This window comes from Ferrovibrio sp., assembly GCF_965278975.1.
Classification (GTDB): domain Bacteria; phylum Pseudomonadota; class Alphaproteobacteria; order Ferrovibrionales; family Ferrovibrionaceae; genus Ferrovibrio.
Map to the genome: position 1 here is coordinate 1907521 of NZ_OZ257126.1, position 22731 is coordinate 1930251.

The following is a 22731-nucleotide window of genomic DNA, read 5'->3' on the forward strand; positions in this document are numbered from 1 at the left end:
GAATTGTAAACGGCAGGCCGTCTGTCTATAGTCACGGCGATCTGCGGGATGTGTAGACAATGGATGCTGCCGATTGGCCCGAATATCTGGGCGGCAGCAGTACCGGCCGGCATGGCTCAAGCTGGTCGTGAGGATTGGCGCATGGCGAAATACATGATCACCGGAGGCTGCGGGTTCATCGGGTCGCATCTGGTGACCGCCCTGCTGGCCGCCGGCGATGATGTACATGTCCTCGATAATCTCTCCACTGGCCGGCGAGAGGCTTTGCCATCTGGTGCCAAGCTGTTTGTCGGCGATGTTGCCGATGCCGACCTGGTGCGGCAGGTGATGGAAGGCTGCGCCGGCTGTTTCCATCTCGCCGCACGCACGGCGATCCAGGATTCCCTGGTCGATTGGCGCGGCACGCATCGTAGCAATCAAACCGGCAGCATCACCGTTTTCGATGCCGCGCGCAGCTTCGCCAACCCGGTGCCGGTGGTCTATGCGTCCTCGGCCTCGGTCTATGGTGACAATCCGGCATTGCCGCTGGCGGAAACCGCCACGCCCGCCCCATTGACCGCCTATGCCGCCGACAAGCTGGGCAGCGAGATGCATGGCCGGGCCGCCTGGTACAGCCATCGGATACCCAATACCGGGCTGCGCTTCTTCAATGTCTATGGCCCGTTCGACCGCGACAGCAGTCTGTCCAATGCCGGTGTGGTGGCTGCCTTCGCGGCTCGCATCCTGCGCGATGCCCCGGTGCAGATTCATGGCGATGGGCGGCAGATCCGCGACTTCATCCATGTGTCGGACGTGGTGGCGCATCTGCTGGCGACGATGCGTCGCCTCTCGGATGGTGCCAGGGTTTACAATGTGTGCAGTGGCAAGCCGGCCAGTATTCTGCAGCTTGCCGAACAGATCGGCGTTTTTGCCGGCAAGCAGCCGCAGCTGCAATTCGGACAGCAGCGGATGGGCGATATCCAGGATTCTCTCGGCGATCCTTCCAAGGCCACTGCCGAACTGGGCGTCTCCGCCACCATCTCTTTGGCGGCCGGGCTGAAAGGCATGCTGGACTACCTGCTGGCCGGCGCCGGGGCATTGCGGCCCTGAACGCGGCTGCAATGCCGCAGGCGTTCAATCCTGCGGCATTGCCGCGCCGCCCCACCAGCCATCAAGCGTGATCACATGATCGGCAAGGGCATGAAAAGCGGCGCGGTGGGTGACGATCAGGATCGTCATGCCGCCTTTCAGGCGTTGCAGCACCTCTACGATGCGCGCTTCGCTTTCGGTATCCAGGGCGCTGGTCGGCTCATCCAGTATCAGCAGCGCCGGCTGCCGCACTAACGCCCGCGCCAGGGCGATCCGCTGGCGCTCGCCACCGGAGAGGCTGTCGCCCCTTTCACCGACTATGGTATCGAGCTGCTGCGGCAATTGCCTGACCAAAGCCCCCACATCGGCCTTCTCCAGTGCCTGCCACAGCTCCGGCTCCGTTGCCGTCGGATACGCCTGCAGCAGGTTGTGGCGAATGGTTTCATTGAACAGGAAGGCATCCTGCGGCAGGTAGCTGATCTGGCTGCGCCAGGCCCGCCGCTCTGTTGCTGCCAGCGGTTTGCCATCCAGGCGCAGTTCGCCATGGGCCGGCACCTGCAAGCCCATCACGGCATCAACCAGGGTGGTCTTGCCGCTGCCGGACGGGCCGGTGACCAGCGTGATCTGGCCCACCGCGATACGGGCATCGGGCAGTTGCAGCAGTGGCTGGTCGCCACCGCGCGATATGCTTACATCGCGCAGTTCTATCGTCTGGCGCGGCAGCGGCAGCGGATCGGATGCCTGGCCGGGTTCGGCATTGCGCTGTGCTTCATCGAGCATCTGCCGGATTGCCGCCTCGGCTGGCAAGGACAGCAGCACTGTCCGCCATGAATCATGAATACGCAGGCAGGATTGCCCAAGCCGGGCAAAAGCCAGGGTGGCGATCATTGCGTCAGCCAGGGCCGTGCCGAAGCCATATACCGCAATCACTAGGCCAGCCACCGCCATCAGCGCAACGGCGATGCCGGCGGCGGCCTGGCTGGTGGCAAGGCGGCTGGCCTGGATAACCTGTGCTTCCTGGATTTCGCGCCCGGCGGCAGCGAAATGCGCGATCCATGCCGCTTCCAGATTCATGCTCTTGATGACATGCCGCCCGGACAGCGCCTCGCTTATCGCCGTCTGCATGCGGGTGCCCGCCGCCAGAAACCGTTCGCCGCTGCGCCGAAGGGCGCGGTTCATCACCGTGGCGGCCATGCCGAACAGGGCCAGAATAACCAGCATGCTCAAGGCATAGTGGGGTGAGAGCAGCACCGCTACGGCCAGCAGGATTGGCAGGCGCGCAATAATGGCCGTGGCATTCAGCAGCAATTCAATGCCGATGCTCACCCGTATCACCTCGGATGTCAGCAGCTGCGTCGCGCGTGGCGTGCTCACCCGCTGCAGGGCGGGCCATTCCATATGCAGGAGGGCGCGCACAAGGCGGTCGCGCAATACTTCCACGGCACGGAACCGGAGCCGCGCCGCCACCACGATCCGGGCCCGGGTTACCAGGGCCATGGCTATCACCAGCAGGGTATAGATCACCAGCACGGTTTCCAGGCTGGCTTGCCAGGCGCCGGTTTCCGGCTTGCCGCCAGCGAGGCCGAAACGGTCGATCAGGACGCCGAGCAGCATCAGGCCGGCACCTTCGGAAAGGCCGGCCAGAAGGCCGAGGCACAACACGCCGGCCAGCTGCCATTTGCGCCGTGGCAGCCCGGTCGTCAGAAGATGGCGGACCGATGAATTCATGGCCGGAATTTATGCGCCATGCCCTTGGCCCTTGTCACGCGCGCTGGCGCATGCGCTGCCAGCGATACAGCATTTCGGCGAGGCGGCTGCCATGGCTGTCGCGCAGCAGCAGCTGGCAGATAAGGGCATGAATACGGTGGCGAGGCTGCTGTATCAGGTTGTGCTCCAGCCGCAAGGTCGCTTCGGCCTGCAGGCGGCGCAGGCCGAACGGCAGCACGGTTTCGGCAAATCCCGGCGGTAATGGCATGTCGAGCAGGCGATGCCCCAGGGCCATGCCCAGGCTCAGCTGGCGGCTGACCCCGAGCCGGCGGGCACGCCGCTCCAGCGCCTCGCCATCATGTGCGATGGTGGCCGCTTCCCAGGCCAGGTCGCAGACCCAGCTCAATTTCTCCCACAGATGCAGGCCGCCATGCAGGCAGAGGAACAGCAACCGTTCCACATCCGGCAATGTATGGATCGGTGTGCCGGCAATCTGCACGGTGTGGCGCTGTTCGAATGCCTCGGCGAAAGGCCAGTCGAATAAGCCCGGAATGTCCGCCCAGCGCGCATGCAGGTCGATCAGGCTGCGCGCTTCGCGGTGATAGAGGGCCACCTGCGAGGGGCTTGGCACATAATGCGGCGGGTTGGCTGGCATGATCGCAAAGCCGAGGGATTGCAGCAGCGCGATGGCTCTGGCCATGTCGGCAGGAGCGACAATCAGGTCGATATCGCGAAAGTTCCGCAGCGCCGGATTGCGGTAGGCGATAAGGCTTTCAGTCGGGCCTTTGAAGGTGAGATAGGGCAGCCCGGCTTCCGCCAGCGCCCCGGCCACCCGGACCAGCTGGCCTGTGATCCGCAGCGAGCGGCGCGTCTTGCTGCCGGCCGCCTGCTTCAGCAGGTCCGGGCTTGGCAGTTCGGCCGCATGCATGCCACGCAGCAGCAATTGCTCGACGGCATGCTCGCGCGCCCGGGCCACCACATCATCCCAGTCGGATATCAGGCCTGCTTGCCGGCGTATCGCCGCGATGTCTGGCCGGGGGCGCACGGCCTGCAGGAGCAGAGCGAAAGCAGGTGTCATGTCAGCCAGACTGCATTGCGCGTATGGCGACAGGCAACTGTGTCATGCCGACAGCGTTGCGCGGAAATACTCGATCGTGCGCATCAGGCCGTCATCCAGCATGCAGCGCGGCTCCCAGTCCAGTTCACGGCGTGCGAGTGAAATATCAGGGCAGCGGCGGCGCGGGTCGTCGGCAGGCAGCGGCTTGGCGATCAGCTTCGATCGGCTGCCGGTGAGGGCGATGATGCGCTCGGCCAGCTGCCGGATCGTGGTTTCGACCGGGTTGCCGAGATTGACCGGGCCAGTGCAGTCGGCAGGTGATTCCATCAGCCGCAGCAGGCCATCCACCATGTCATCGACATAGCAGAAGGAACGCGTCTGCTGGCCATCGCCGTATATCGTGATGTCCTCGCCGCGCAGGGCCTGGATGATGAAGTTCGACACCACGCGACCATCATTCGGGTGCATGCGCGGGCCATAGGTATTGAAGATGCGTGCCACCTTGATTTCCAGGTTGTGCTGGCGGTGGTAATCGAAGAACAGTGTCTCGGCGCAGCGCTTGCCCTCGTCATAGCAGGACCGCAGCCCCAGCGGATTGACGTTGCCCCAATAGCTTTCCGGCTGCGGATGGATTTCCGGGTCGCCGTACACTTCGCTGGTCGAGGCTTGCAGGATGCGGGCGCGGCGGCGCTTGGCCAGGCCGAGCATGTTGATCGCGCCATGCACGCTGGTCTTGGTCGTCTGCACCGGGTCGAACTGGTAATGCACCGGCGATGCCGGACAGGCGAGATTGAAGATGCGGTCGACCTCGACATAGAGCGGGAAGGTCACATCATGGCGCATCAACTCGAAATTCGGATTCGCCAGCAGGCCGGCAACATTGTTGCGCGTGCCGGTATAGAAATTGTCGATGCACAATACGTCATGGCCGCGCCGCAGCAGTTCCTCGCAGAGATGCGAACCGATGAAGCCGGCGCCGCCAGTAACCAGGATACGGAGAGAAGAATGCATGTGCCGCTCGTCGACGATTGCGGTTGTCTGGAAGCCCTGCCGTTTTATACCGGGTCCGGCGCCGGCAGGCCATCGCCGCGATGCTGGCCGAGGGGCTGATTCGTCGCCTTCTCCACGATCACCGCCTGCATATGGGCATGGAAGAACGGCCATCGGCTCAGGGCGGTATTCAGGGCGCGGCATAATGCCGTCTGCTCAAAGCTGTGGGTGTTGAACTTGACCAGCAGTTTGAACGGATTCAACTCGTGGTACATGCCGTCGACATGGCCGATCGGCAGATGCCTGATGATCCTGAAGCCGGCGGCCTGTATGGCGGTAACAAAGGCCTCCGGTGTCAGCCGGTATTCGTAGAAGGGGCCAAGGGCCGGATTGACCGGGTGGCGGTAATCCCGGCGCAGCCGGTTAACGGTGAGATCCAGGGGGGTGCCGCGCAGGATGCGCTTGGCAATCGGCTTGATGCAGCCGCGCAATTCATACCACCACAGCAGATGCTTGAAGCGCCGCAGGGTACTCATGCAGGGTACGGTGATAATGGCGCGGCCGCCCGGCTTGAGGATGCGGTGCATGTCTGCCAGGGGGGCTGCGAGGCCTTCCGGGAAATGCTCGACAACGCCGAGCGAGATCATGCCGCTGAAGTGGTTGTCGGGGAAACCGCTGGCGGCCACATCGCCCTGCACGATATCCAGTTCCGGCCACTTGCTCCGCACCATCTCGACGGTTGCCTGGGAATATTCCAGGCCGGTGACGTTCCAGCCGCGCTCTGACAGGTATTTCACATAGCGTCCGGCGCCACAGCCGGATTCGAGCACCGGGCCGCTCTTATCGAGATACTGGTTGATAAGATCGGTTACTTCATTGTTGTCGCACGACAGGAGCAGGGCTTCCATGTCGGCTTCGTTCCAGGTGAATACCGTGCTCATGCCGGGGCATGCTTGCCGGCGGCGTGTTGCCGCACGTCGGCATCTACCATCTCGCGGACCATGTCCGCGAAGCTGGTGGTCGCGGTCCAGCCCAGCTTTGCCTTCGCCTTGCTGGCATCGCCAAGCAGCAGATCCACTTCGGTCGGGCGGTAGTAGCGCGGATCGATGCGGACCAGCACCTCGCCGGTCTTGCCGTCGCGGCCGGTTTCCTCCGCGCCGCTGCCCTGCCAGGTGATGCCGCGGCCGACATGGCCGAAGGCAAATTCGACGAATTCGCGCACACTGCGGGTTTCCCCGGTCGCGAGCACGAAATCCTCCGGCTGTTCGTGCTGCACGATCCGCCACATGCCTTCGACATAATCCCGCGCATGGCCCCAGTCGCGCTTGGCATCGAGATTGCCGAGATACACGCAATCCTGCTGCCCATGCTCTATCGCCGCCACCGCGCGGGTGATCTTGCGCGTCACGAAAGTTTCGCCGCGGATCGGACTCTCATGGTTGAACAGGATGCCGTTCGAGGCATGCAGGCCATAGGCCTCGCGGTAGTTCACCGTGATCCAGTAGGCATAGAGCTTGGCGGCGGCATAGGGGCTGCGCGGGTAGAACGGTGTCGTTTCGCGCTGCGGCGTCTCCTGTGCCAGACCGTACAGTTCGGATGTACTTGCCTGATAGAATCGCACCTGCTTGGTCATATCCAGGATGCGGATTGCCTCCAGCAGCCGCAGCGTGCCGAGCGCATCGGCATTCGCGGTATATTCCGGGGTCTCGAAACTGACCTGGACGTGACTCTGGGCCGCCAGATTATAAATCTCGGTGGGCCGCACCTGCTGCACCAGGCGGATCAGGTTGGTGGCATCGGTCATGTCGCCGTGATGCAGGAAGAAGCGCAGGTCGCGTTCGTGCAGATCCTGGTAGAGATGGTCGATGCGGCCGGTGTTGAAGGACGAGGAGCGCCGCTTCACGCCATGCACGATATAGCCCTTGGCGAGCAGCAGCTCGGCCAGATAGGCGCCATCCTGGCCAGTCACGCCGGTGATCAGGGCAACCTTGTTCGACTGCATCCGCCTGGGCCTCGGGTGGGTTTTCGCCTGAGTCTCGCGTGCATATTGGGAATTCCGGCCAAAAGCAACCACCAACAGCCGGCTGCCGGGCTGCTTTGGCCGGCGCTGCTTGTATGCCTGTGGTGCCGGCTATACCTTGCCCCCTGCAATGGCAAACAGGCCGCCCGGCGTGGCGCGGAACGGGTATATGTAACATGGTAAAGAGCGAATTCAGCCTGCAGGGCCGCCGCGTCTGGGTGGCGGGCCATCGTGGCATGGTTGGCGCTGCGCTGGTGCGGCGCCTGGCCCGCGAGGCATGCACCCTGCTCACGGTCGACCGCAGCCAGCTCGACCTGCGGCGCCAGGCCGAGGTCGAGGCCTGGATGGAGCGAGAGCGGCCGGACGTGGTGTTCATAGCGGCGGCGACGGTAGGCGGCATCCATGCCAATGACAGTTTCCCGGCCCGCTTCCTCTACGACAATCTGGCGATCGAGACCAATATCATCCATGCCGCGCAGCGCATCGGTGTTGCCAAGCTGGTATTCCTGGGGTCGAGCTGCATCTATCCGCGCCTGGCCGAGCAGCCGATGCGCGAGGATGCCCTGCTGACAGGTCCGCTGGAGCCAACCAACCAGTGGTATGCTGTTGCCAAGATCGCCGGTATCAAGCTGTGCCAGGCCTATCGGCGCGAATATGGCTGTGACTACATCTCCGCCATGCCGACCAATCTTTATGGTCCGGGCGACAATTTCCACCCGCAGAACAGCCATGTGGCGGCAGCTTTGATCGCGCGCTTTGCACGGGCGGCGCAGGATGGCCAGGAGGAAATCAGCATCTGGGGCAGCGGCTCGCCGCGGCGGGAATTCCTGTATGTCGACGACCTTGCCGATGGCCTGGTCTTTCTGCTGCGGCATTACTCGGGCGAGGAGCATGTCAATATCGGCACCGGCAGCGATGTGACGATACGCGAACTGGCGGAGATGCTGGCGCGGATCTCAGGCTGGCAGGGACGCCTGGTTTTCGACCGCAGCCGGCCCGATGGTGCCCCGCAGAAACTGATGGATAACAGCCGCATCGCTGCCATGGGGTGGCAACCCGCCATTCCGCTCGAACGCGGCCTCCAGACGGCCTATGACTGGTTCCGGCAGAATCAGGATCATATCCGGCGCTGAAACACCGGGACTGCGGCAGCCGCAACGCCCGCTACGCTCTCACGCATCCGGTTCGCGGCTGCCGGCCTGGCGCCGGCTGCGGAAATGCGAAGGCCGGAAGCCGGTCATGCGCTTGAAGGTGTTGGAGAAGGCGAACGGGTTCTGATAGCCGACCTGCAGCGCGATATCCTCGATTTTCGCTGTCGTGGTGGCCAGCCGGTGTGCGGCATGCTGGATGCGCAGGTAGGTGAGCTGCTGCATCGGGCTGCGCCCCAGGCTGGACTGGCAGAGCCGCCGCAGATGCTCGCCGCTGATATTGGCCAGCCCGGCCAGGCGCTCCACGGTCCAGGGCTTGCCGAGATCGCCGCTCACCTTCTCCCACAGGGCGCGCAGCCGGTCCTCGCGCTGCAAAGGCTCGGCGAAGCGGCTGATGTAATGCTCGATCAGGTCGATCCACAGCATCGCCGAGCCACTGTCGGCCGGGCCCTGCACCTCCTTGTAGAGGCCCATGATGGCATGCTGCAAAGCCTCGGCATCGAATTGCGCCATCACCGGCGCCATGAAGCCGATGGCCGAGCGCGGCGATTGCGGCATGTAGCGCACCCAGCAATATTGCCAGCGTTTTGAGGGAATGGCGTGGAAGGCATGCAGCACATGCGCCGGGGCCAGCGACACCATGCCGGCGCGGTGCGGCCGCCAGCGCCCGTCCAGCAGGATGCGGCCCTCTCCCCCTAAGCTGGCATGCACATAGGTGCCGCTCAGATGCGTGCGCACGATGCGGTAAGGCACCGCTGCATCGCCGACGCCGACATGGGAAATCTGCCGCGTGGCCAGCGCGCTGCAGTCTTCCGCGCGCACGATCAGTTGATGCGTGTTGCGGCCAACGATGTGGGTTTCAGATAGGTTTTCGTGTAAACCAGCCATGTAAAACCATTAATGGCATCAGGTAGAGTGGAAAACAATAATAACCGGGAAACAGTAAACCAGTAAACTTGGGAGGAAATTCATGAAAAACAGTCTGCGACTGGCGGTGGCGGCTGCCTCCGCCCTGGCCCTGGGCAGTGGTGCTGCCTCGGCCCAGGTCTCCGATGATGTGGTGCGCATCGGCGTGCTGGCCGATATGTCCGGCATCTACAACGACCTTTCCGGCAAGGGTGCCGTCGAGGCGGTGAAGATGGCGGCCGAGGATTTCGGCGGCACCGTGCTGGGCAAGAAGATCGATGTGATCTTCGCCGACCACCTGAACAAGCCCGATGTCGGCGCCGCCAAGGCGCGCGAATGGTTCGATACCGGAGGCGTTGACCTGATCAACGACCTGGCCAATTCCGGCGTCGCCCGTGCGGTCGCCACCGTGGCCAAGGAAAAGAAGCGCCATATCATCGTCAATGGTGCCTCCAACATGGGCATCACGAACGAGCTGTGCTCGCCCTATGCCATCCACTACGCCTATGATGCCTATTCGCTGGCGCATGGCACCGGCAAGACCGTGGTGGAGCAGGGCGGCAAGAGCTGGTTCTTCCTCACCGTCGACTTCGCCTTCGGCATCGGCCTGGAACAGCAGGTGTCGGACGTGGTGCGCAACAACAAGGGCCGTGTCGTCGGCGCCGCGCGCCATCCGCTTGCCACCACCGACTTCTCGTCCTACATCCTGCAGGCGCAGGCTTCCAAGGCGGAAATCATCGGCATTGCCTCCACCGGCGCCGATGCGGTGAACGCGATCAAGGCGGCGTCCGAGTTCGGTGCCACCAAGAACCAGAAGCTGGCGGCCCTGCTGCTGTGGATCGAGGATATCCATTCCCTCGGCCTGCCGACTGCCCAGGGCCTGCTGCTGACCAATGCCTGGTATTGGGACATGAACGACGATACGCGGAAATTCGCCAAGCGCTTTTATGACCGCGTCGGCAAAATGCCGAACATGGCCCAGGCGGCGGATTATTCCTCCACCATGATGTATCTCAATGCGGTGAAGGAAGCCGGCACCGATAACCCGGACAAGGTCTCGGCCAAGATGCGCGAGATGACGGTGAGCGATATGTTCACCAAGCAGGGCAAGGTGCGCGTCGATGGCCGCTTCATGCATGATATGTATCTCTGGCAGGTGAAGACTCCGGCTGAATCCAAGGCGCCGTGGGATTACCTCAAGCCGGTGGCGACGATCCCCGCCGAGCAGGCTTTCCAGCCGCTGGCTGACAGCAAGTGTGAACTGGTGAAGAAGTAACAACGCCTCCCTGCCGGGCCGGCTGCCTTGTCCCGGGTGGCCGGCCCGGATCGCGTTTTGCTGCTGTAGTCGTATAATCCCGTACCCTTAGCGGAGCCCGAGCGGCGGATGGACATTTTCGGTATCCCGCACCAGGCCTTTCTCGGCCAGATCATGCTCGGTCTGGTCAACGGCGCCTTCTATGCCGTGCTCAGCCTTGGCCTTGCCATCATCTTCGGCCTGCTGCGCATCGTGAACTTTGCCCATGGCGCCTTCTTCATGGTCGGCGCCTTTGTTGCCTTTCTGATCGGGCGCCATTTCGGCGTCGGTTATTGGTGGGCAATGTTCCTGGTGCCGCTTGCCGTCGGCATCATCGGCATCCTGTTCGAACGCCTGGCCTTGCGCCGGATTTACAACCTCGATCCGCTCTATGGCCTGCTGCTCACCTTCGGCATGGTGCTGGTGCTGGAAGGCGGCTTCCGCGTCGCCATGGGCTCGTCCGGCCATCCCTTTGCCACGCCGGCTGAATTGCGCGGCGCCTGGAATCTCGGCTTCATGATGCTGCCGGTCTATCGCGGCTTCGTCATCCTGGTGGCGGTGGTGGTCTGCGCCGGCACCTGGATCGTGATCGAGAAGACGCGTATGGGCGCCTATCTGCGCGCCGCCACCGAACGGCCGGAATTGACCCAGGCCTTCGGCATCAATGTGCCGCTGCTGCTCACACTTACCTATGGCGCCGGTGTGGGGTTGGCGGGTTTTGCCGGTGTGCTGGCGGCGCCGATTCAGCATGTCAATCCATCCATGGGCTCGGATCTGGTGATTATCGTGTTCGCCATCGTGGTGATCGGCGGGCTTGGCTCGGTGGTCGGTTCGGCGATTACCGGCCTCGGCCTCGGCGTCGTCGAGGGGTTGACCAAGGTCTATTACTCGGAAGCCTCCACCACGGTGGTATTCCTGGTCATGGCGCTGGTGCTGCTGCTGCGCCCGGCGGGCTTGTTCGGGCGCGAGGGGACGGCGTGATGGTCCGCCTGCTGCTCTCGCCGATGACGCGCCGCGTGTTGCTGATCGCCCTGCTGGCCCTGCTGCTGGTGGTGCCTTTTGTGCCGAAGCTGATCTATCCGGTTTTCCTGATGAAGGTGATGTGCTTCGCGCTGTTCGCCTGCGCCTTCAATCTGCTGCTCGGCCATACCGGCATCGTTTCCTTCGGTCATGCAGCCTTTTTCGGTAGCTCGGCCTATATCACCGGCTATGCTTTGCGTGATCTTGGCCTGACGCCGGAAATCGCTGTTATGGCCGGTGTGTTGTTCTCGGCCGCGCTTGGCGCCGCCATCGGCGCGCTGGCAATCCGGCGCCAGGGCATCTATCTGGCGATGATTACCCTGGCATTGGCGCAGATGGTGTATTTCACCTTCCTGCAAGCGCCGTTCACGGGCGCAGAAGACGGCATGCAGCCGATCCCGCGCGGCAAGCTGCTCGGCCTGCTCGATCTCAACAACGATACCAGCCTGTATTTCGTGGTGCTGGCCTGCACCATTGGCGGCTTCTGGCTGGTGAACCGCATCGTGCACTCGCCCTTCGGCGAAGTGCTGCGGGCGATCCGCGAGCATGAACCACGCGCCATCTCGCTTGGCTATGCCGTCGAGCGTTACAAGATTCTGGCTTTCGCACTTTCCGCCGGACTTTCGGGCCTGGCGGGTTCACTGAAATGCATCGTTTTCCGCCTCGCATCGCTCAGCGATGTGCATTGGCACATGTCAGGCGATGTCATCCTGATGACCCTGCTCGGCGGCATGAATTCGGTATTCGGCCCGGCCATCGGCGCCGTGATCATCTCCGCCCTGCGGCATTACTTCGATGCCCTGGGCGCCTGGGTCACCGTGGCTGTGGGCCTGATCTTCATTGCCTGCGTGCTCACCTTCCGCCGGGGCGTGCTCGGCGAATTGACTCACCTGTTGCAGCTTCGCCTGCCTGCTGTTTCCCCTGCCAAGGAAGAAAAAAATGCCCAGATTTGAACGCGCTGCCATTCTTGAACGTTTCCAGGGCATGATTGCCCGTGGCGAGCCGATCATCGGCGGCGGTGCCGGCACCGGCATTTCCGCGAAATGCGAGGAAGCCGGCGGCATCGACCTGATCATCGTCTACAATTCCGGCCGCTACCGCATGGCCGGGCGCGCCTCTTCCGCCGGTCTGCTCGCCTATGGCAATGCCAATGATATCGTGGTCGAGATGGCCGGCGAAATCCTGCCGGTCTGCAAGAAAACCCCGGTGATTGCCGGCGTGAACGGCACCGATCCCTTCGTGATCATGCCGGTATTCCTGAAGCAGCTGAAGGAACTGGGTTTCTCCGGCGTGCAGAATTTCCCCACCGTCGGGATCATCGATGGCACGTTCCGCGTCAGCCTGGAGGAAACCGGCATCAACTATGCCAGCGAGATCGACATGATCCGCCAGGCGCATGAACTCGACCTGCTGACCACGCCCTATGTGTTCTCCGCCGATGAAGCGGTGGCGATGGCGAAGGCCGGTGCCGATATCATCGTGCCGCATATGGGCGTCACCACGGGCGGCAGCATCGGTGCCACCACATCCAAGAGCCTGGAACAGTCGGTAAAGCTGATCGATGAATGGGCCGAGGCGGCGCGCCGCGTGCGCAAGGATGTCATCATCATCGCCCATGGCGGACCGATTTCCTCGCCCGAGGATGTCGACTTCGTGCTGCGGAACAGCCACCATTGCAATGGCTTCTATGGCGCCAGCAGCGTCGAGCGGCTGCCGGTTGAAACCGCGATCACCAATCACATAAAAGGCTTCAAGAGCCTGACGGCCCGGAAGCAATAAGGCGGAAGAAAAGGGAGGCAAGTAACCATGGCACGAGTCTATATCAGCGCCGTGATGGATATTCCGCTGGAGCAGGCCTGGGGCGTGCTGCGCGATTTCAATGCCCTGCCGGTCTATCATCCGTTCTTTTCCAAGAGCGAGATCGAAGGTGGCCTGCCGTCGGATCAGCTCGGCTGCGTGCGCAGCTTCTTCACCCATGAGGGTGGCCATATCCGCGAGGAATTGCTGACGCTTTCGGACCGCGAGCATGTCTGCTGCTATCGCATCCTGGAGGCGACGCTGCCGGTGCAGAATTATGTCGCAGAGATGCGGCTGAAGACCATCACCGAAGGCAACAAGACCTTTGGCGAATGGTGGGCGGAATATGACGTGGGGGCCGACGATGCCGCCCAGGTATTCCAGACCGTGAGCGACACTTTCCGCTTCGCCTTTGAGGGCGCAGTGAAAGTGGCGCGGCAGAAAAAGTAAGCCAGAGCGCCGCGCCATGGCCGGTATCGCCTATGTCGTCGGCACTTTCGACACCAAGGCCGAGGAATTGCGCTATGTGGCGCAACTGCTTCGGCAGGCCGGCCAGCGCGCCGTCACGGTTGATGTCGGTACGCGGCTCTCGGCGGCGGATGCGGATTTCCCCGCCGAGGCAGTAGCCGATTGCCATACCGATGGCCGTGCTGCGGTATTCCAGGCTGGCGACCGCGGCAAGGCGGTGACGGCGATGACCGAGGCGCTGCAGCGTTTCATCGCCTCACGCAGCGATATCGGCGGCATCATCGGTCTTGGCGGTTCCGGCGGTACTTCTATCATTGCTCCGGCGATGCGTTCTCTGCCGATCGGCCTGCCGAAACTGATGGTCTCGACATTGGCGGCGGGCGATGTTTCCCCTTTCGTTGGCGTACATGACATCACCATGATGTATCCGGTCACCGATATTGCTGGGCTGAATCGGTTGTCGCGCGTCATCCTGGCCAATGCCGCCCATGCCCTGGCCGGCATGATGATCCGGGCCGTGCCACCCTCAAGCGACACGCGGCCAGCACTTGGCCTGAGCATGTTCGGCGTCACCACTGCCTGCATCCAGCAGCTCACCGCGCGGCTCGGCAATGATTACGAATGCCAGGTATTCCATGCCAATGGCCCTGGCGGTCGTTCGCTGGAAGCCATTGCCGGCGCCGGGCTGCTGCAGGGCATGGTTGATCTCACCACCACGGAGGCCGCCGATCATCTGCTCGGCGGTGTCTGCACCGCCGGGCCGGAGCGGTTCGATGTGGTGGCGAAGACCGGGATTCCCTGGATCGGTTCCTGCGGCGCGCTCGACATGGTGAATTTCTGGGCCCCGGACACGGTGCCGACGCCCTATCGCGGCCGGTTGTTCCATGCCCATAACGCCAATGTCACGCTGATGCGCACCACGGCCGATGAACTGGAAATGATCGCCGCCTGGATTGCCGCCAAGCTCAATGCTTCTTCAGGTCCGGTGCGGCTGCTGCTGCCGGAGGGCGGTGTCTCGGCACTGGATGCGCCGGGGCAGAAATTCCATGATCCGGCAGCCAATGCCGCTCTGTTCGCCGCCTTCGAGCGGCATTTCGCGGCGAGCGACACGCATCATCTGATCCGCCTGCCGCATCACATCAACGATGCCGCCTTCGTTGCGGCCGCCGAGCGCCATGTGCGCGAGTTGATCCCGGCCGGCTGATACCTATCGAAACGGCAGTTTTTGAAATTGCGGATTCAATCCGTGCGTTTCCGCATGCGCGATTGGCAAGGGCGCGCTAGCATTGGGAAAACAGCCGCTCAAGGGAGGGTTACGCCGGTACAACGGGCGGCAGCCACGGGCAGGGCTCGAAGGGATCGATTTATTTTCCCAGTTTTTCAGCATTTATGACTATTGCGGGGGCTTTTCGTCCTCAATCCCAGGATTGGCCTTGACCTATTTTAGAATAATTCTAATTTAAGTTCCCGAACAGCGAAGTTGTCCAGACCAGCAGGGAGGAAGTCATGTCAGAAGCAAAATGCCCCTTTAACCACACGGCCGGTGGCGGCACGTCGAACAGGGATTGGTGGCCGAATCAGCTGAAACTGGATCTGCTGCACCAACATTCCTCGAAATCCGATCCGATGGGTCCGGACTTCGACTATGCCGAAGAATTCAAGAAGCTTGACTATGCCGCGCTGAAGCAGGATCTGCGCGCCCTGATGACCCAGTCGCAGGATTGGTGGCCGGCGGATTTCGGCCATTACGGCCCGCTGTTCATCCGCATGGCCTGGCACAGCGCCGGCACCTACCGCACCGGCGATGGCCGTGGCGGCGGCGGCCGTGGGCAGCAGCGTTTCGCGCCGCTGAACAGCTGGCCGGATAACGTGAGCCTCGACAAGGCGCGGCGTTTGCTTTGGCCGATCAAGCAGAAATACGGCCGCCGGATTTCCTGGGCCGACCTGATGATCCTCACCGGCAACGTTGCCCTGGAAAGCATGGGCTTCAAAACCTTCGGTTTCGGCGGTGGCCGCGAGGATGTGTGGGAGCCGGATCACGACGTCTATTGGGGCAGCGAGAGCAAGTGGCTTGACGACAAGCGCTACAGCGGCGAACGCGACCTGGAGAACCCGCTCGCCGCCGTGCAGATGGGCCTGATCTATGTGAATCCGGAGGGCCCGAACGGTAATCCCGATCCGCTGGCGGCGGCCCGCGATATCCGCGAGACCTTTGCCCGCATGGCGATGGATGACGAGGAAACCGTGGCGCTGATCGCCGGCGGCCACACCTTCGGCAAGACCCATGGCGCTGGTCCGGCTTCCCATGTCGGCGCCGATCCCGAGGCCGGTGCCATCGAGGATCAGGGCTTCGGTTGGAAGAGCAGCTTCGGCAGCGGCAAGGGTGGCGACACCATCACCAGCGGCCTGGAAGTGACCTGGACCACCACGCCGACCAAGTGGAGCAACAACTTCCTCTGGAACCTGTTCGGCTATGAATGGGAGCTGACCAAGAGCCCGGCCGGCGCGCATCAGTGGAAGCCGAAGTATGGCATGGGGGCCAACACCGTGCCGGATGCCCATGATGCCTCGAAGCGGCATGCGCCAATGATGCTCACCACCGACCTGGCGCTGCGCGTCGATCCGGCCTACGAGAAGATTTCGCGCCGCTTCATGGAGAATCCGGACCAGTTCGCCGATGCCTTCGCGCGCGCCTGGTTCAAGCTGACGCACCGCGATATGGGGCCGCACGCCCGCTATCTTGGTCCGGAAGTGCCGGCAGAGGCATTGATCTGGCAGGATCCGATCCCGGCGGTCGATCACAAGCTGATCGATGACGTGGATGCCGCGGCGCTCAAGGCCAAGATTCTGGCAGCCGGCCTCTCGGTTTCCGAACTGGTAGCGACGGCCTGGGCTTCGGCCTCCACCTTCCGTGGATCAGACAAGCGCGGCGGCGCCAATGGCGCGCGCATCCGCCTGGCACCGCAGAAGGACTGGGCGGTGAATGAACCGGCCCAGCTGGCCAAGGTGCTGAAGGCGCTGGAGACCATCCAGGGCGCTTTCAATGCGGCACAGAGCGGCGGCAAGAAAGTGTCGCTGGCCGATCTGATCGTGCTGGCGGGCAATGCCGGTGTCGAACAGGCGGCGAAGGTGGCCGGTGTTACGGTATCGGTGCCATTTGCACCGGGCCGCATGGATGCCTCGGCGGAACAGACCGATGCTGAATCCTTCGCGGTGCTGGAGCCGATTGCCGATGGCTTCCGCAACTACCTCAAGGGCAAGTACAGCGTCTCGGCCGAGGAATTGCTGCTCGACAAGGCGCAGTTGCTGACCCTGACGGCGCCGGAGATGACGGTGCTGCTCGGCGGCATGCGGGTGCTGAACACCAATGCGGGCAAGAGCAAGCATGGTGTTCTGACCAGGAAGCCGGAAGCCTTGAGCAACGACTTCTTCGTCAACCTGCTCGACATGGCGACCGAGTGGAAGCCGGTGGGCGATGGCGTTTATGAAGGCCATGACCGCAAGAGCGGCGAAGTGAAATGGACCGCCACCCGGGCTGACCTGGTGTTCGGCTCCAATTCACAGCTCCGCGCCCTTGCCGAAGTCTATGGCAGCGCCGATGCGCAGGAGAAGTTCGTGCGCGATTTCGTTGCTGCCTGGACCAAGGTGATGAACCTGGACCGCTTCGATCTGGCCTGAGTAGATATGGCCTGAGTACATGAGTAAAAGACGCCGCCGGATTGCTGATCCGGCGGCGTTTGCTTTTACAGCTTCTTTTACAGGCGGGCGCCGGCGATGCTGACTGCCACGGCTTCGGCAGTGCCGGCCGACAGCGTCCAGCCGAGATGGCCGTGGCCGGTATTGTAGAACACCCGGGGCCGGCGACCCGGACCGACCTTGGGCAGCATGTTCGGCGTCATAGGCCGCAAGCCAGCCCAGGGAATTACCCGGTCGGTGGCCACGGTGGGGAACAGGGTGCGTACCCAGTTGGTCAGCGGCTGGATGCGGTCATTGCGGATATTGTAATTCTCGCCGTTGAATTCCGCCGTGCCGGCAACGCGCAGGCGATCCGGCCCCAGCCGGCTGGTGACGATCTTGGCGGCATCGTCGAGCAGGCTCACATAAGGCGCCGCCGCGCGGCTGCGCTCATCCTCCAGCGGCACAGTGATGGAATAGCCTTTCACCGGATAGATGTTGATGCGGTCGCCGAGCATGGCGGCGAAGGCACGGCTGGCAACGCCGGCACAGATCACCAGGCCGTCGAAACTGGAAGATTCCACCGGGCCGGTTTTGGCCGCTTCGTCGCCGGCCGGGCGCCAGGTGACAATGGCATTCTCATTCTGCGCCGCCAGCGACATTACTTCGGCATCCTGCACGAAGCGCACCCCGCGCCGCGTTGCCGCCGCTGCCAGCCCACGGGTGTATTTGTGGATGTCGCCGGTGGAATCGGATGCCGTGTAGAAGCCACCGAGGCAGTCGATGGCGATGGCCGGCTCGATGCGGCGGATATCGGCGGGCGAAACCTCGATCCGTTCCAGGCCGCCGCGCGTGAGATGGGTATTCACCCGCCGCGCCGCGGCCAGGTCGGCCTCGCGGCGATAGACATGCAGGATGCCCTTGGGCTGCCAGTCGAAATCGATCTTCTCGGTCTCCGCCCAGGCCAGCAGATGCTGCCGTGCCGCGATGGCCAGCCGCGTGGTTTCCGCCGTGTTGAGGGCGTATTTCGGGATGTTGCCAATGAATTCGGCAAACCACGAAAGCTTGTGCCAGGTCGGCAACGGGTTGAGCAGGAACGGCGCCTCGGGCCGGAACATCCATTTCAGGCCCTTCAGCACGGTCGCCCAGCTATTCCAGACTTCCGCATTGCTGGCGGAAAGCTGGCCGCCATTGGCATAGGAGGTGGCCATCGCCGGATAGCGGTGGCGGTCGAACACGGTGACATCGTAGCCGCGCAGGCTCAGGGCATAGGCGGTGGTGACGCCGGTGATGCCGGCGCCGATAACGGCGATCTTGGTCATTTCAGAGGCTCTCCTCGCAACAGGGGTTGAACCGCCCACACCGAACCTTGCATGGCGCATGCCATGCGCAGGTCTTGCGTAAACGGCCCCCTCTGTCGCTGTACCTGAGAGCTTACCCGGCATACTGGCCGCCAGGCTTCCCCTTCGGTGGGCGCACGCAGCGCCTCTCTCCAGATGTCAAGGAATGACGCGGTCCTGGTGCCTGAGAGTTTCCGGGGCGTTGCTCCGTCGGCGGTGGCCGGAGAAATCTCCGTCCACGCTCTCCCGCGTCATTCGGTAACGCCCCATGCTATGGACTCAGGCCGCGCCATGCAACCTGCCTGTTGCCCGGGCGGTCTGCGGGCCTGTCATGGCTGCCCTGCATGCGGCCAGGCTTGGCGAGCAGGCCAGACAAAGCCGCAGGGCAGGGTTGATTGCCGGTCCTGGCTTGTCTTGCCTCGGATTGCCTCCACAAATGGTTGATAAAACAGGCACTTGTTTTTATGCTGGTCTTCAACCATCGCCAGAATACCAACATAACCGGGCCAATGCGAACCGTCGGATCCAACCGCGATACCACTGAAAAGGCCATTCGCGAAGCCGCCATCAACATCATCGCGCGCCACGGCTTCAAGGCCGCCAGTCTGCGCATGATCGCCAAGGAAGTCGGCATCCAGGCCGGCTCGCTCTACAATTACATCAAGAGCAAGGAAAGCTTCCTGTTCGAGCTGCTGCGCGATCATCTGCAGTCGATGATCTCGGAATACCAGGAACGCACCGCGAGCGAGAGCGATCCCTACAAGCGACTGCTGATCTATATCGACATCCACCTCAATTTCCACATCAACCGGCAGATGGAAGTGTTCATCGGCAATATGGAGCTGCGCAATCTCTCCAAGCCGCATTACAAGACCATCACCGGCCTGCGCGATGCCTATTCCAACCTGCTCACCGGGTTGATCAAGGAAGGCAACAAGACGGGATTGCTCGCGGTGGAAGACCCGCGCGTGGCCACCTTCGCCATCATCTCGCTGCTCTCGGGCGTCTGCTACTGGTATCAGCCGGGCGGCCGCTTGTCGGAGAAGGAAGTGCGCGACACCCACACCGCCATGGTGTTCCGCCTGCTCGGCCTCAAGGCGCCGCCGAAAGCGCGCTAGAAGCGGCGCTAGTCGCCGCTGGCCTGCTTCGCCTTCTCCCTGGCGAATTGCGGGAAATAGCGTGCCACCACCGGGCTGGTCAGCGCCCAGGAATAGCATTGATCGAGGAAGAACGGCATACCGCTCTTGCCCATCGGCGCGCCGCGTTCGGCCATGAATTCCTCGCGGTAGGGCGAGATGGTCTGAAACGCCGCCGTGGCGATATTGTAGAGCAGTTCGCGTAAGTGCGAACAGCCGGCAGTGCCGCGCATACGCTCATCCACGGCGCGACGCCAGCCGCCACCCAGCGTGACCCCGACAAAGCTTCGCGCATCCGCTGCCGCACCGGCGCAGAAGCTGAACGGAATCGCCCGCATCTCGAAATGCGCGTCATGAATCAGCAGGTCGTCATCCACGGTCAGCCGCGCCAGCATGTGATGCACCGGTGCGCCTGGCGGCATACGGCCACGTTCACGGTCGGCATAGGCATAGGGCTTGGTATCGCAGAGTTCGCCTTCAATATCCCACAGGCCATCCTCGCGCAGATAGCCGCGATAGGTGGTTTCCCGGGTATGCAGGTGACGGCGTGTTGCTGCCTCGGGCAGGGGGGCGGATATCGGCGGGGCAGGCATCGGCGTCACGTCAGCATATAGGCGCCATCGGCCGGCAATATCGCGCCGGTGAGATAGCTGGCGGCAGGTGAGGCGAGGAATAGCACGATGGCAGCAATTTCAGCCGGCTGGGCGAAACGGCCCAGCGGCGTTCGGCCCAGCATCTTCTCGGCATGGCGTTTCTGGCTGGTGAGATGCGCCACCATCGGGGTTTCCACCACACCCGGCGCCACGGCATTGACACGTATGCCGGCCGGTGCCAGTTCGGTGGCCAGCGCCTTGGTCAGGCCGGCCACGGCATGTTTTGATGCCGTATAGCCGAGCGAAACCGAGCCGGCGATGAAGGCTTCGGTGGAGGCCATGTTGACGATACTGCCACGGCTCTGCACCAAGGCCTCGCGGCAGGCATGGGCAAGATACAGCGGCGCCAGGGCGTTGATGCGGTAAAGCTGCTCGTATACTGCCGGCGCGTCAGGATCGGCCAGGCGGTTGAGCTGATAGCGCCCGGCATTGTTTACCAACAGATCAATCTGCCCGAATGCCGCCAGGGCCTGAGCAATGGCTCTTGCAGCCGCCCCTGCGTCGGTGACATCACAGGCCAGCAGCAGGCAATCGGTTTCCGTGGCACCCAATTCGCGGCGGGTTTCTTCCAGCGCGGCGCCTTCGAGGTCCAGCAAGGCCAGCCGGGCGCCATCGCGATGCAGGGCCGCGGCGATGGCGCGGCCAATGCCGCCGCCCGCGCCGCTGATCACCGCCACGCGCGCCGGCTTGGTGGAGGCCGGCATGATCAGAAGGCGCGCTTGAAGCCGAAATAGCGTTCGGCGATCAGGTTGCGGCACATCTCGTCATTCAGCGGCGCGAAGGCATACAGCCGGTGGTCGCGGTAATACCGCTGCATCGGCGCGGCGGTGTCGAAGCCGGCGGCGCCCATGATCTCCATGCCGATATCGGTGGCCTGCTTCACCACATTGGAAGCCGTCAGCTTGATCATAGAGCTGGCAACATCGATGGCATCACCTTCCTCGTCACGCTTCGCCGCATCAAGCAGGAACAGCCAGGCCATCTCGAAGGCGGTGGCCACATTGGCCAGCTTATGCTGCACCGGATGCAGTTCCGAAAGCGTGCGGTTGAAGGCCGGGCGCTGCTTGGCATATTCAGCGGCATAATCGAAAGCGCCTTTGGCAATGCCGAGCGCCACGGCGGCGGCATTGAGCCGTTCGGCGTTCAAGGTCGCCAGCACCTGGCGGAAGCCTTGGCCTTCACTGCCGATCAGATTCTCTTCCGGCACGAACACATCATCAAAGAATACCTGGCAGGTGTCGTAGCCGTTGATGGCGAAGGTCTCGACCTCGCGGGCGGTGATGCCCTGCGCCTTGCTCGGCACCAGCAGCATGGAAACGCCGTCGGTCTTGCCTTCGGCGGTGCGCGCCAGCACGATATAGAAATCGGAAGTGGTGGCGCCGCTGATCCACATCTTGGCGCCATTCAGCTTGTAACCGCCGGCCACCTTCTGAGCCCGCGTCTTCATGGCGCGCAGGATATCGGTGCCGCCGCCGGCTTCGGTGAGGCAGAAGGAGGCTTTCATGCGTCCGGCCGCCAGCGGCACAAGATAAGCCTGCTTCTGTGCCTCGGTGGCGTTATCCTTCAGCAGTCGCGTGATCAGGAACTGCACCACGCAGAACACCGCCATCGACGTGGCCATGCCGCCAAGTGTGCAGAGCGCGATCATATGCTCGGTGCTGCCGCCGCTGCCGCCATATTCCTCATCGACGCCAAGGCCCAGCACGCCAAGTTCGCCAAGCGCGGTATGCAGCTCGGTATCGAAGGTCTTGCGCGCGTCCAGCGCCTGGGTCTTTTCCAGTGGGGAAATCTTCTGGATGGTCTTGATCAGGGCGTCCTGGAACAGGACCTGCTCTTCGGAAAGGCGATTCATCTGACACCGGTGATTTGACAGTAACGATGTTGGCAATTATAAAAACAAACAACCGTTAGTCAAATGGAATCGCTGGCAGCCGTCGTCTGTAGGCTCCGCTGTTCACATACCGGTATGCGCCCCGCAGATGTAGCTGCATCAACAAGAGGAGAGGTGGCTTGGCCGCGATCCGCCGCACTATCGAATATAGCGTGCGCCTCCGCTTCGCGAAGCGGGCAAAGGCGCTGGATTGCTTGTTCGATTTTCACCGCCCGCAGCGCAGCCTGCCGGGAATCAGCCGTGCATTCGGCTGGCGCGGAGGCATGCTCGGGTTGCGCATCTGCGAGGCTGGCGGCACCTGTTTCATCGAGCGCCGGCTGGGCCAATCGGCCCACCACCTGCGCTATTGCATCATTTCGGCACCGATGCCGGTGGCGCAATATCGCGCTGAAATCCGCTATTGCCCGGGTCGGGCAGCTGACTTGCTGTGGCGGTGCAGTTTCCTGGTCGATTCCAGCAATGCGGAAAGCATGACGCGCTTCTTCGCCGGATTGTATCGCCGCAGCCTGCAGCCCTGGATGCTGCCGGGTTCGGCACGGTTGCGTATCTCCTGATCCCTAT

21 protein-coding genes and 1 riboswitch are annotated in these 22731 nt (G+C 62.8%); of the genes, 11 read left to right on the forward strand and 10 right to left on the reverse strand.

Annotation, left to right across the window (positions count from 1 at the left end; genetic code table 11):
* The first annotated feature begins 63 nt into the window (after window positions 1–63).
* Complete coding sequence (locus ACQY7X_RS09260) at window positions 64–1089, forward strand: NAD-dependent epimerase/dehydratase family protein (protein WP_428249622.1); 1026 nt, start codon at window positions 64–66, stop codon at window positions 1087–1089.
* Window positions 1090–1113: 24 nt separating this feature from the next.
* Here ACQY7X_RS09260 and ACQY7X_RS09265 read toward each other — a convergent pair whose 3' ends face one another.
* From ACQY7X_RS09265 to gmd, 5 genes are read right to left on the reverse strand one after another with little or no spacing between them, the layout of a single operon-like run.
* A complete protein-coding gene (locus ACQY7X_RS09265; protein WP_428249623.1) occupies window positions 1114–2796 on the reverse strand; it encodes an ABC transporter ATP-binding protein in 1683 nt (560 codons plus the stop codon).
* 34 nt (window positions 2797–2830) lie between these two features.
* On the reverse strand, window positions 2831–3853 hold the full coding sequence (locus tag ACQY7X_RS09270) for a nucleotidyltransferase domain-containing protein (RefSeq protein WP_428249624.1): 1023 nt from the start codon (window positions 3851–3853) through the stop codon (window positions 2831–2833).
* 42 nt (window positions 3854–3895) lie between these two features.
* Window positions 3896–4843, reverse strand: coding sequence for a UDP-glucuronic acid decarboxylase family protein (locus ACQY7X_RS09275; protein WP_428249625.1), 948 nt, complete (start codon window positions 4841–4843; stop codon window positions 3896–3898).
* A 44-nt stretch (window positions 4844–4887) separates the two neighbouring features.
* Window positions 4888–5763, reverse strand: a complete 876-nt coding sequence (locus tag ACQY7X_RS09280; RefSeq protein WP_428249626.1) for a class I SAM-dependent methyltransferase — start codon at window positions 5761–5763, stop codon at window positions 4888–4890.
* Window positions 5760–6824 (reverse strand): GDP-mannose 4,6-dehydratase, encoded by a 1065-nt coding sequence (gene gmd / locus ACQY7X_RS09285; RefSeq protein WP_428249627.1) that lies wholly within the window; start codon window positions 6822–6824, stop codon window positions 5760–5762. Before gmd ends, ACQY7X_RS09280 begins: the two co-directional genes overlap by 4 nt.
* A gap of 194 nt (window positions 6825–7018) precedes the next feature.
* Here gmd and fcl point away from each other — a divergent pair, with 194 nt between their 5' ends.
* Window positions 7019–7975 carry a GDP-L-fucose synthase gene (gene fcl, locus ACQY7X_RS09290; RefSeq protein WP_428249628.1) on the forward strand — a complete coding sequence of 319 codons (957 nt, stop codon included), beginning with the start codon at window positions 7019–7021 and terminating at the stop codon, window positions 7973–7975.
* 39 nt (window positions 7976–8014) lie between these two features.
* On the opposite strand, the gene ACQY7X_RS09295 is transcribed toward fcl, so the two are convergent.
* Complete coding sequence (locus ACQY7X_RS09295) at window positions 8015–8878, reverse strand: AraC family transcriptional regulator (protein WP_428249629.1); 864 nt, start codon at window positions 8876–8878, stop codon at window positions 8015–8017.
* 82 nt (window positions 8879–8960) lie between these two features.
* On the opposite strand from ACQY7X_RS09295, the gene ACQY7X_RS09300 reads away from it, so the two are divergent.
* The 7 genes from ACQY7X_RS09300 to katG all read left to right on the forward strand — a co-directional run bounded on the left by ACQY7X_RS09300 (window position 8961) and on the right by katG (window position 17153).
* Window positions 8961–10172, forward strand: a complete 1212-nt coding sequence (locus tag ACQY7X_RS09300) for an ABC transporter substrate-binding protein (protein WP_428249630.1) — start codon at window positions 8961–8963, stop codon at window positions 10170–10172.
* A gap of 108 nt (window positions 10173–10280) precedes the next feature.
* A complete protein-coding gene (locus ACQY7X_RS09305; protein ID WP_428249631.1) occupies window positions 10281–11171 on the forward strand; it encodes a branched-chain amino acid ABC transporter permease in 891 nt (296 codons plus the stop codon).
* Window positions 11171–12163 carry a branched-chain amino acid ABC transporter permease gene (locus tag ACQY7X_RS09310; RefSeq protein ID WP_428249632.1) on the forward strand — a complete coding sequence of 331 codons (993 nt, stop codon included), beginning with the start codon at window positions 11171–11173 and terminating at the stop codon, window positions 12161–12163. Before ACQY7X_RS09305 ends, ACQY7X_RS09310 begins: the two co-directional genes overlap by 1 nt.
* Entirely contained in the window at window positions 12150–12989 is an 840-nt protein-coding gene (locus ACQY7X_RS09315) for a phosphoenolpyruvate hydrolase family protein (RefSeq protein WP_428249633.1), read from the forward strand. The genes ACQY7X_RS09310 and ACQY7X_RS09315 overlap by 14 nt, the downstream gene beginning before the upstream one ends.
* Before the next feature lie 27 nt (window positions 12990–13016).
* On the forward strand, window positions 13017–13457 hold the full coding sequence (locus tag ACQY7X_RS09320; protein WP_428249634.1) for an SRPBCC family protein: 441 nt from the start codon (window positions 13017–13019) through the stop codon (window positions 13455–13457).
* Between the two features lie 16 nt (window positions 13458–13473).
* On the forward strand, window positions 13474–14679 hold the full coding sequence (locus ACQY7X_RS09325; RefSeq protein WP_428249635.1) for a Tm-1-like ATP-binding domain-containing protein: 1206 nt from the start codon (window positions 13474–13476) through the stop codon (window positions 14677–14679).
* A 302-nt stretch (window positions 14680–14981) separates the two neighbouring features.
* Window positions 14982–17153: a catalase/peroxidase HPI gene (gene katG, locus ACQY7X_RS09330; protein ID WP_428249636.1), complete on the forward strand. Its 2172-nt coding sequence runs from the start codon at window positions 14982–14984 to the stop codon at window positions 17151–17153.
* A gap of 77 nt (window positions 17154–17230) precedes the next feature.
* Here katG and ACQY7X_RS09335 read toward each other — a convergent pair whose 3' ends face one another.
* Window positions 17231–18472, reverse strand: a complete 1242-nt coding sequence (locus ACQY7X_RS09335; protein WP_428249637.1) for a D-amino acid dehydrogenase — start codon at window positions 18470–18472, stop codon at window positions 17231–17233.
* Between the two features lie 180 nt (window positions 18473–18652).
* Window positions 18653–18749: riboswitch (glycine riboswitch) on the reverse strand.
* A gap of 250 nt (window positions 18750–18999) precedes the next feature.
* On the opposite strand from ACQY7X_RS09335, the gene ACQY7X_RS09340 reads away from it, so the two are divergent.
* A complete protein-coding gene (locus ACQY7X_RS09340; protein WP_428249638.1) occupies window positions 19000–19608 on the forward strand; it encodes a TetR/AcrR family transcriptional regulator in 609 nt (202 codons plus the stop codon).
* 8 nt (window positions 19609–19616) lie between these two features.
* Here the strand turns inward: ACQY7X_RS09340 and ACQY7X_RS09345 are convergent, their stop codons facing one another.
* Genes ACQY7X_RS09345 through ACQY7X_RS09355 form a run of 3 tightly spaced genes read right to left on the reverse strand, consistent with a single transcriptional unit; the run spans window position 19617 to window position 22131 of the window.
* A complete protein-coding gene (locus tag ACQY7X_RS09345; protein ID WP_428249639.1) occupies window positions 19617–20219 on the reverse strand; it encodes a DUF2889 domain-containing protein in 603 nt (200 codons plus the stop codon).
* A 5-nt stretch (window positions 20220–20224) separates the two neighbouring features.
* On the reverse strand, window positions 20225–20983 hold the full coding sequence (locus ACQY7X_RS09350) for an SDR family NAD(P)-dependent oxidoreductase (protein WP_428249640.1): 759 nt from the start codon (window positions 20981–20983) through the stop codon (window positions 20225–20227).
* Window positions 20984–20985: 2 nt separating this feature from the next.
* A complete protein-coding gene (locus tag ACQY7X_RS09355; protein ID WP_428249641.1) occupies window positions 20986–22131 on the reverse strand; it encodes an acyl-CoA dehydrogenase family protein in 1146 nt (381 codons plus the stop codon).
* Window positions 22132–22289: 158 nt separating this feature from the next.
* On the opposite strand from ACQY7X_RS09355, the gene ACQY7X_RS09360 reads away from it, so the two are divergent.
* Window positions 22290–22724, forward strand: coding sequence for a hypothetical protein (locus tag ACQY7X_RS09360; protein WP_428249642.1), 435 nt, complete (start codon window positions 22290–22292; stop codon window positions 22722–22724).
* The last annotated feature ends 7 nt before the right edge of the window (window positions 22725–22731 follow it).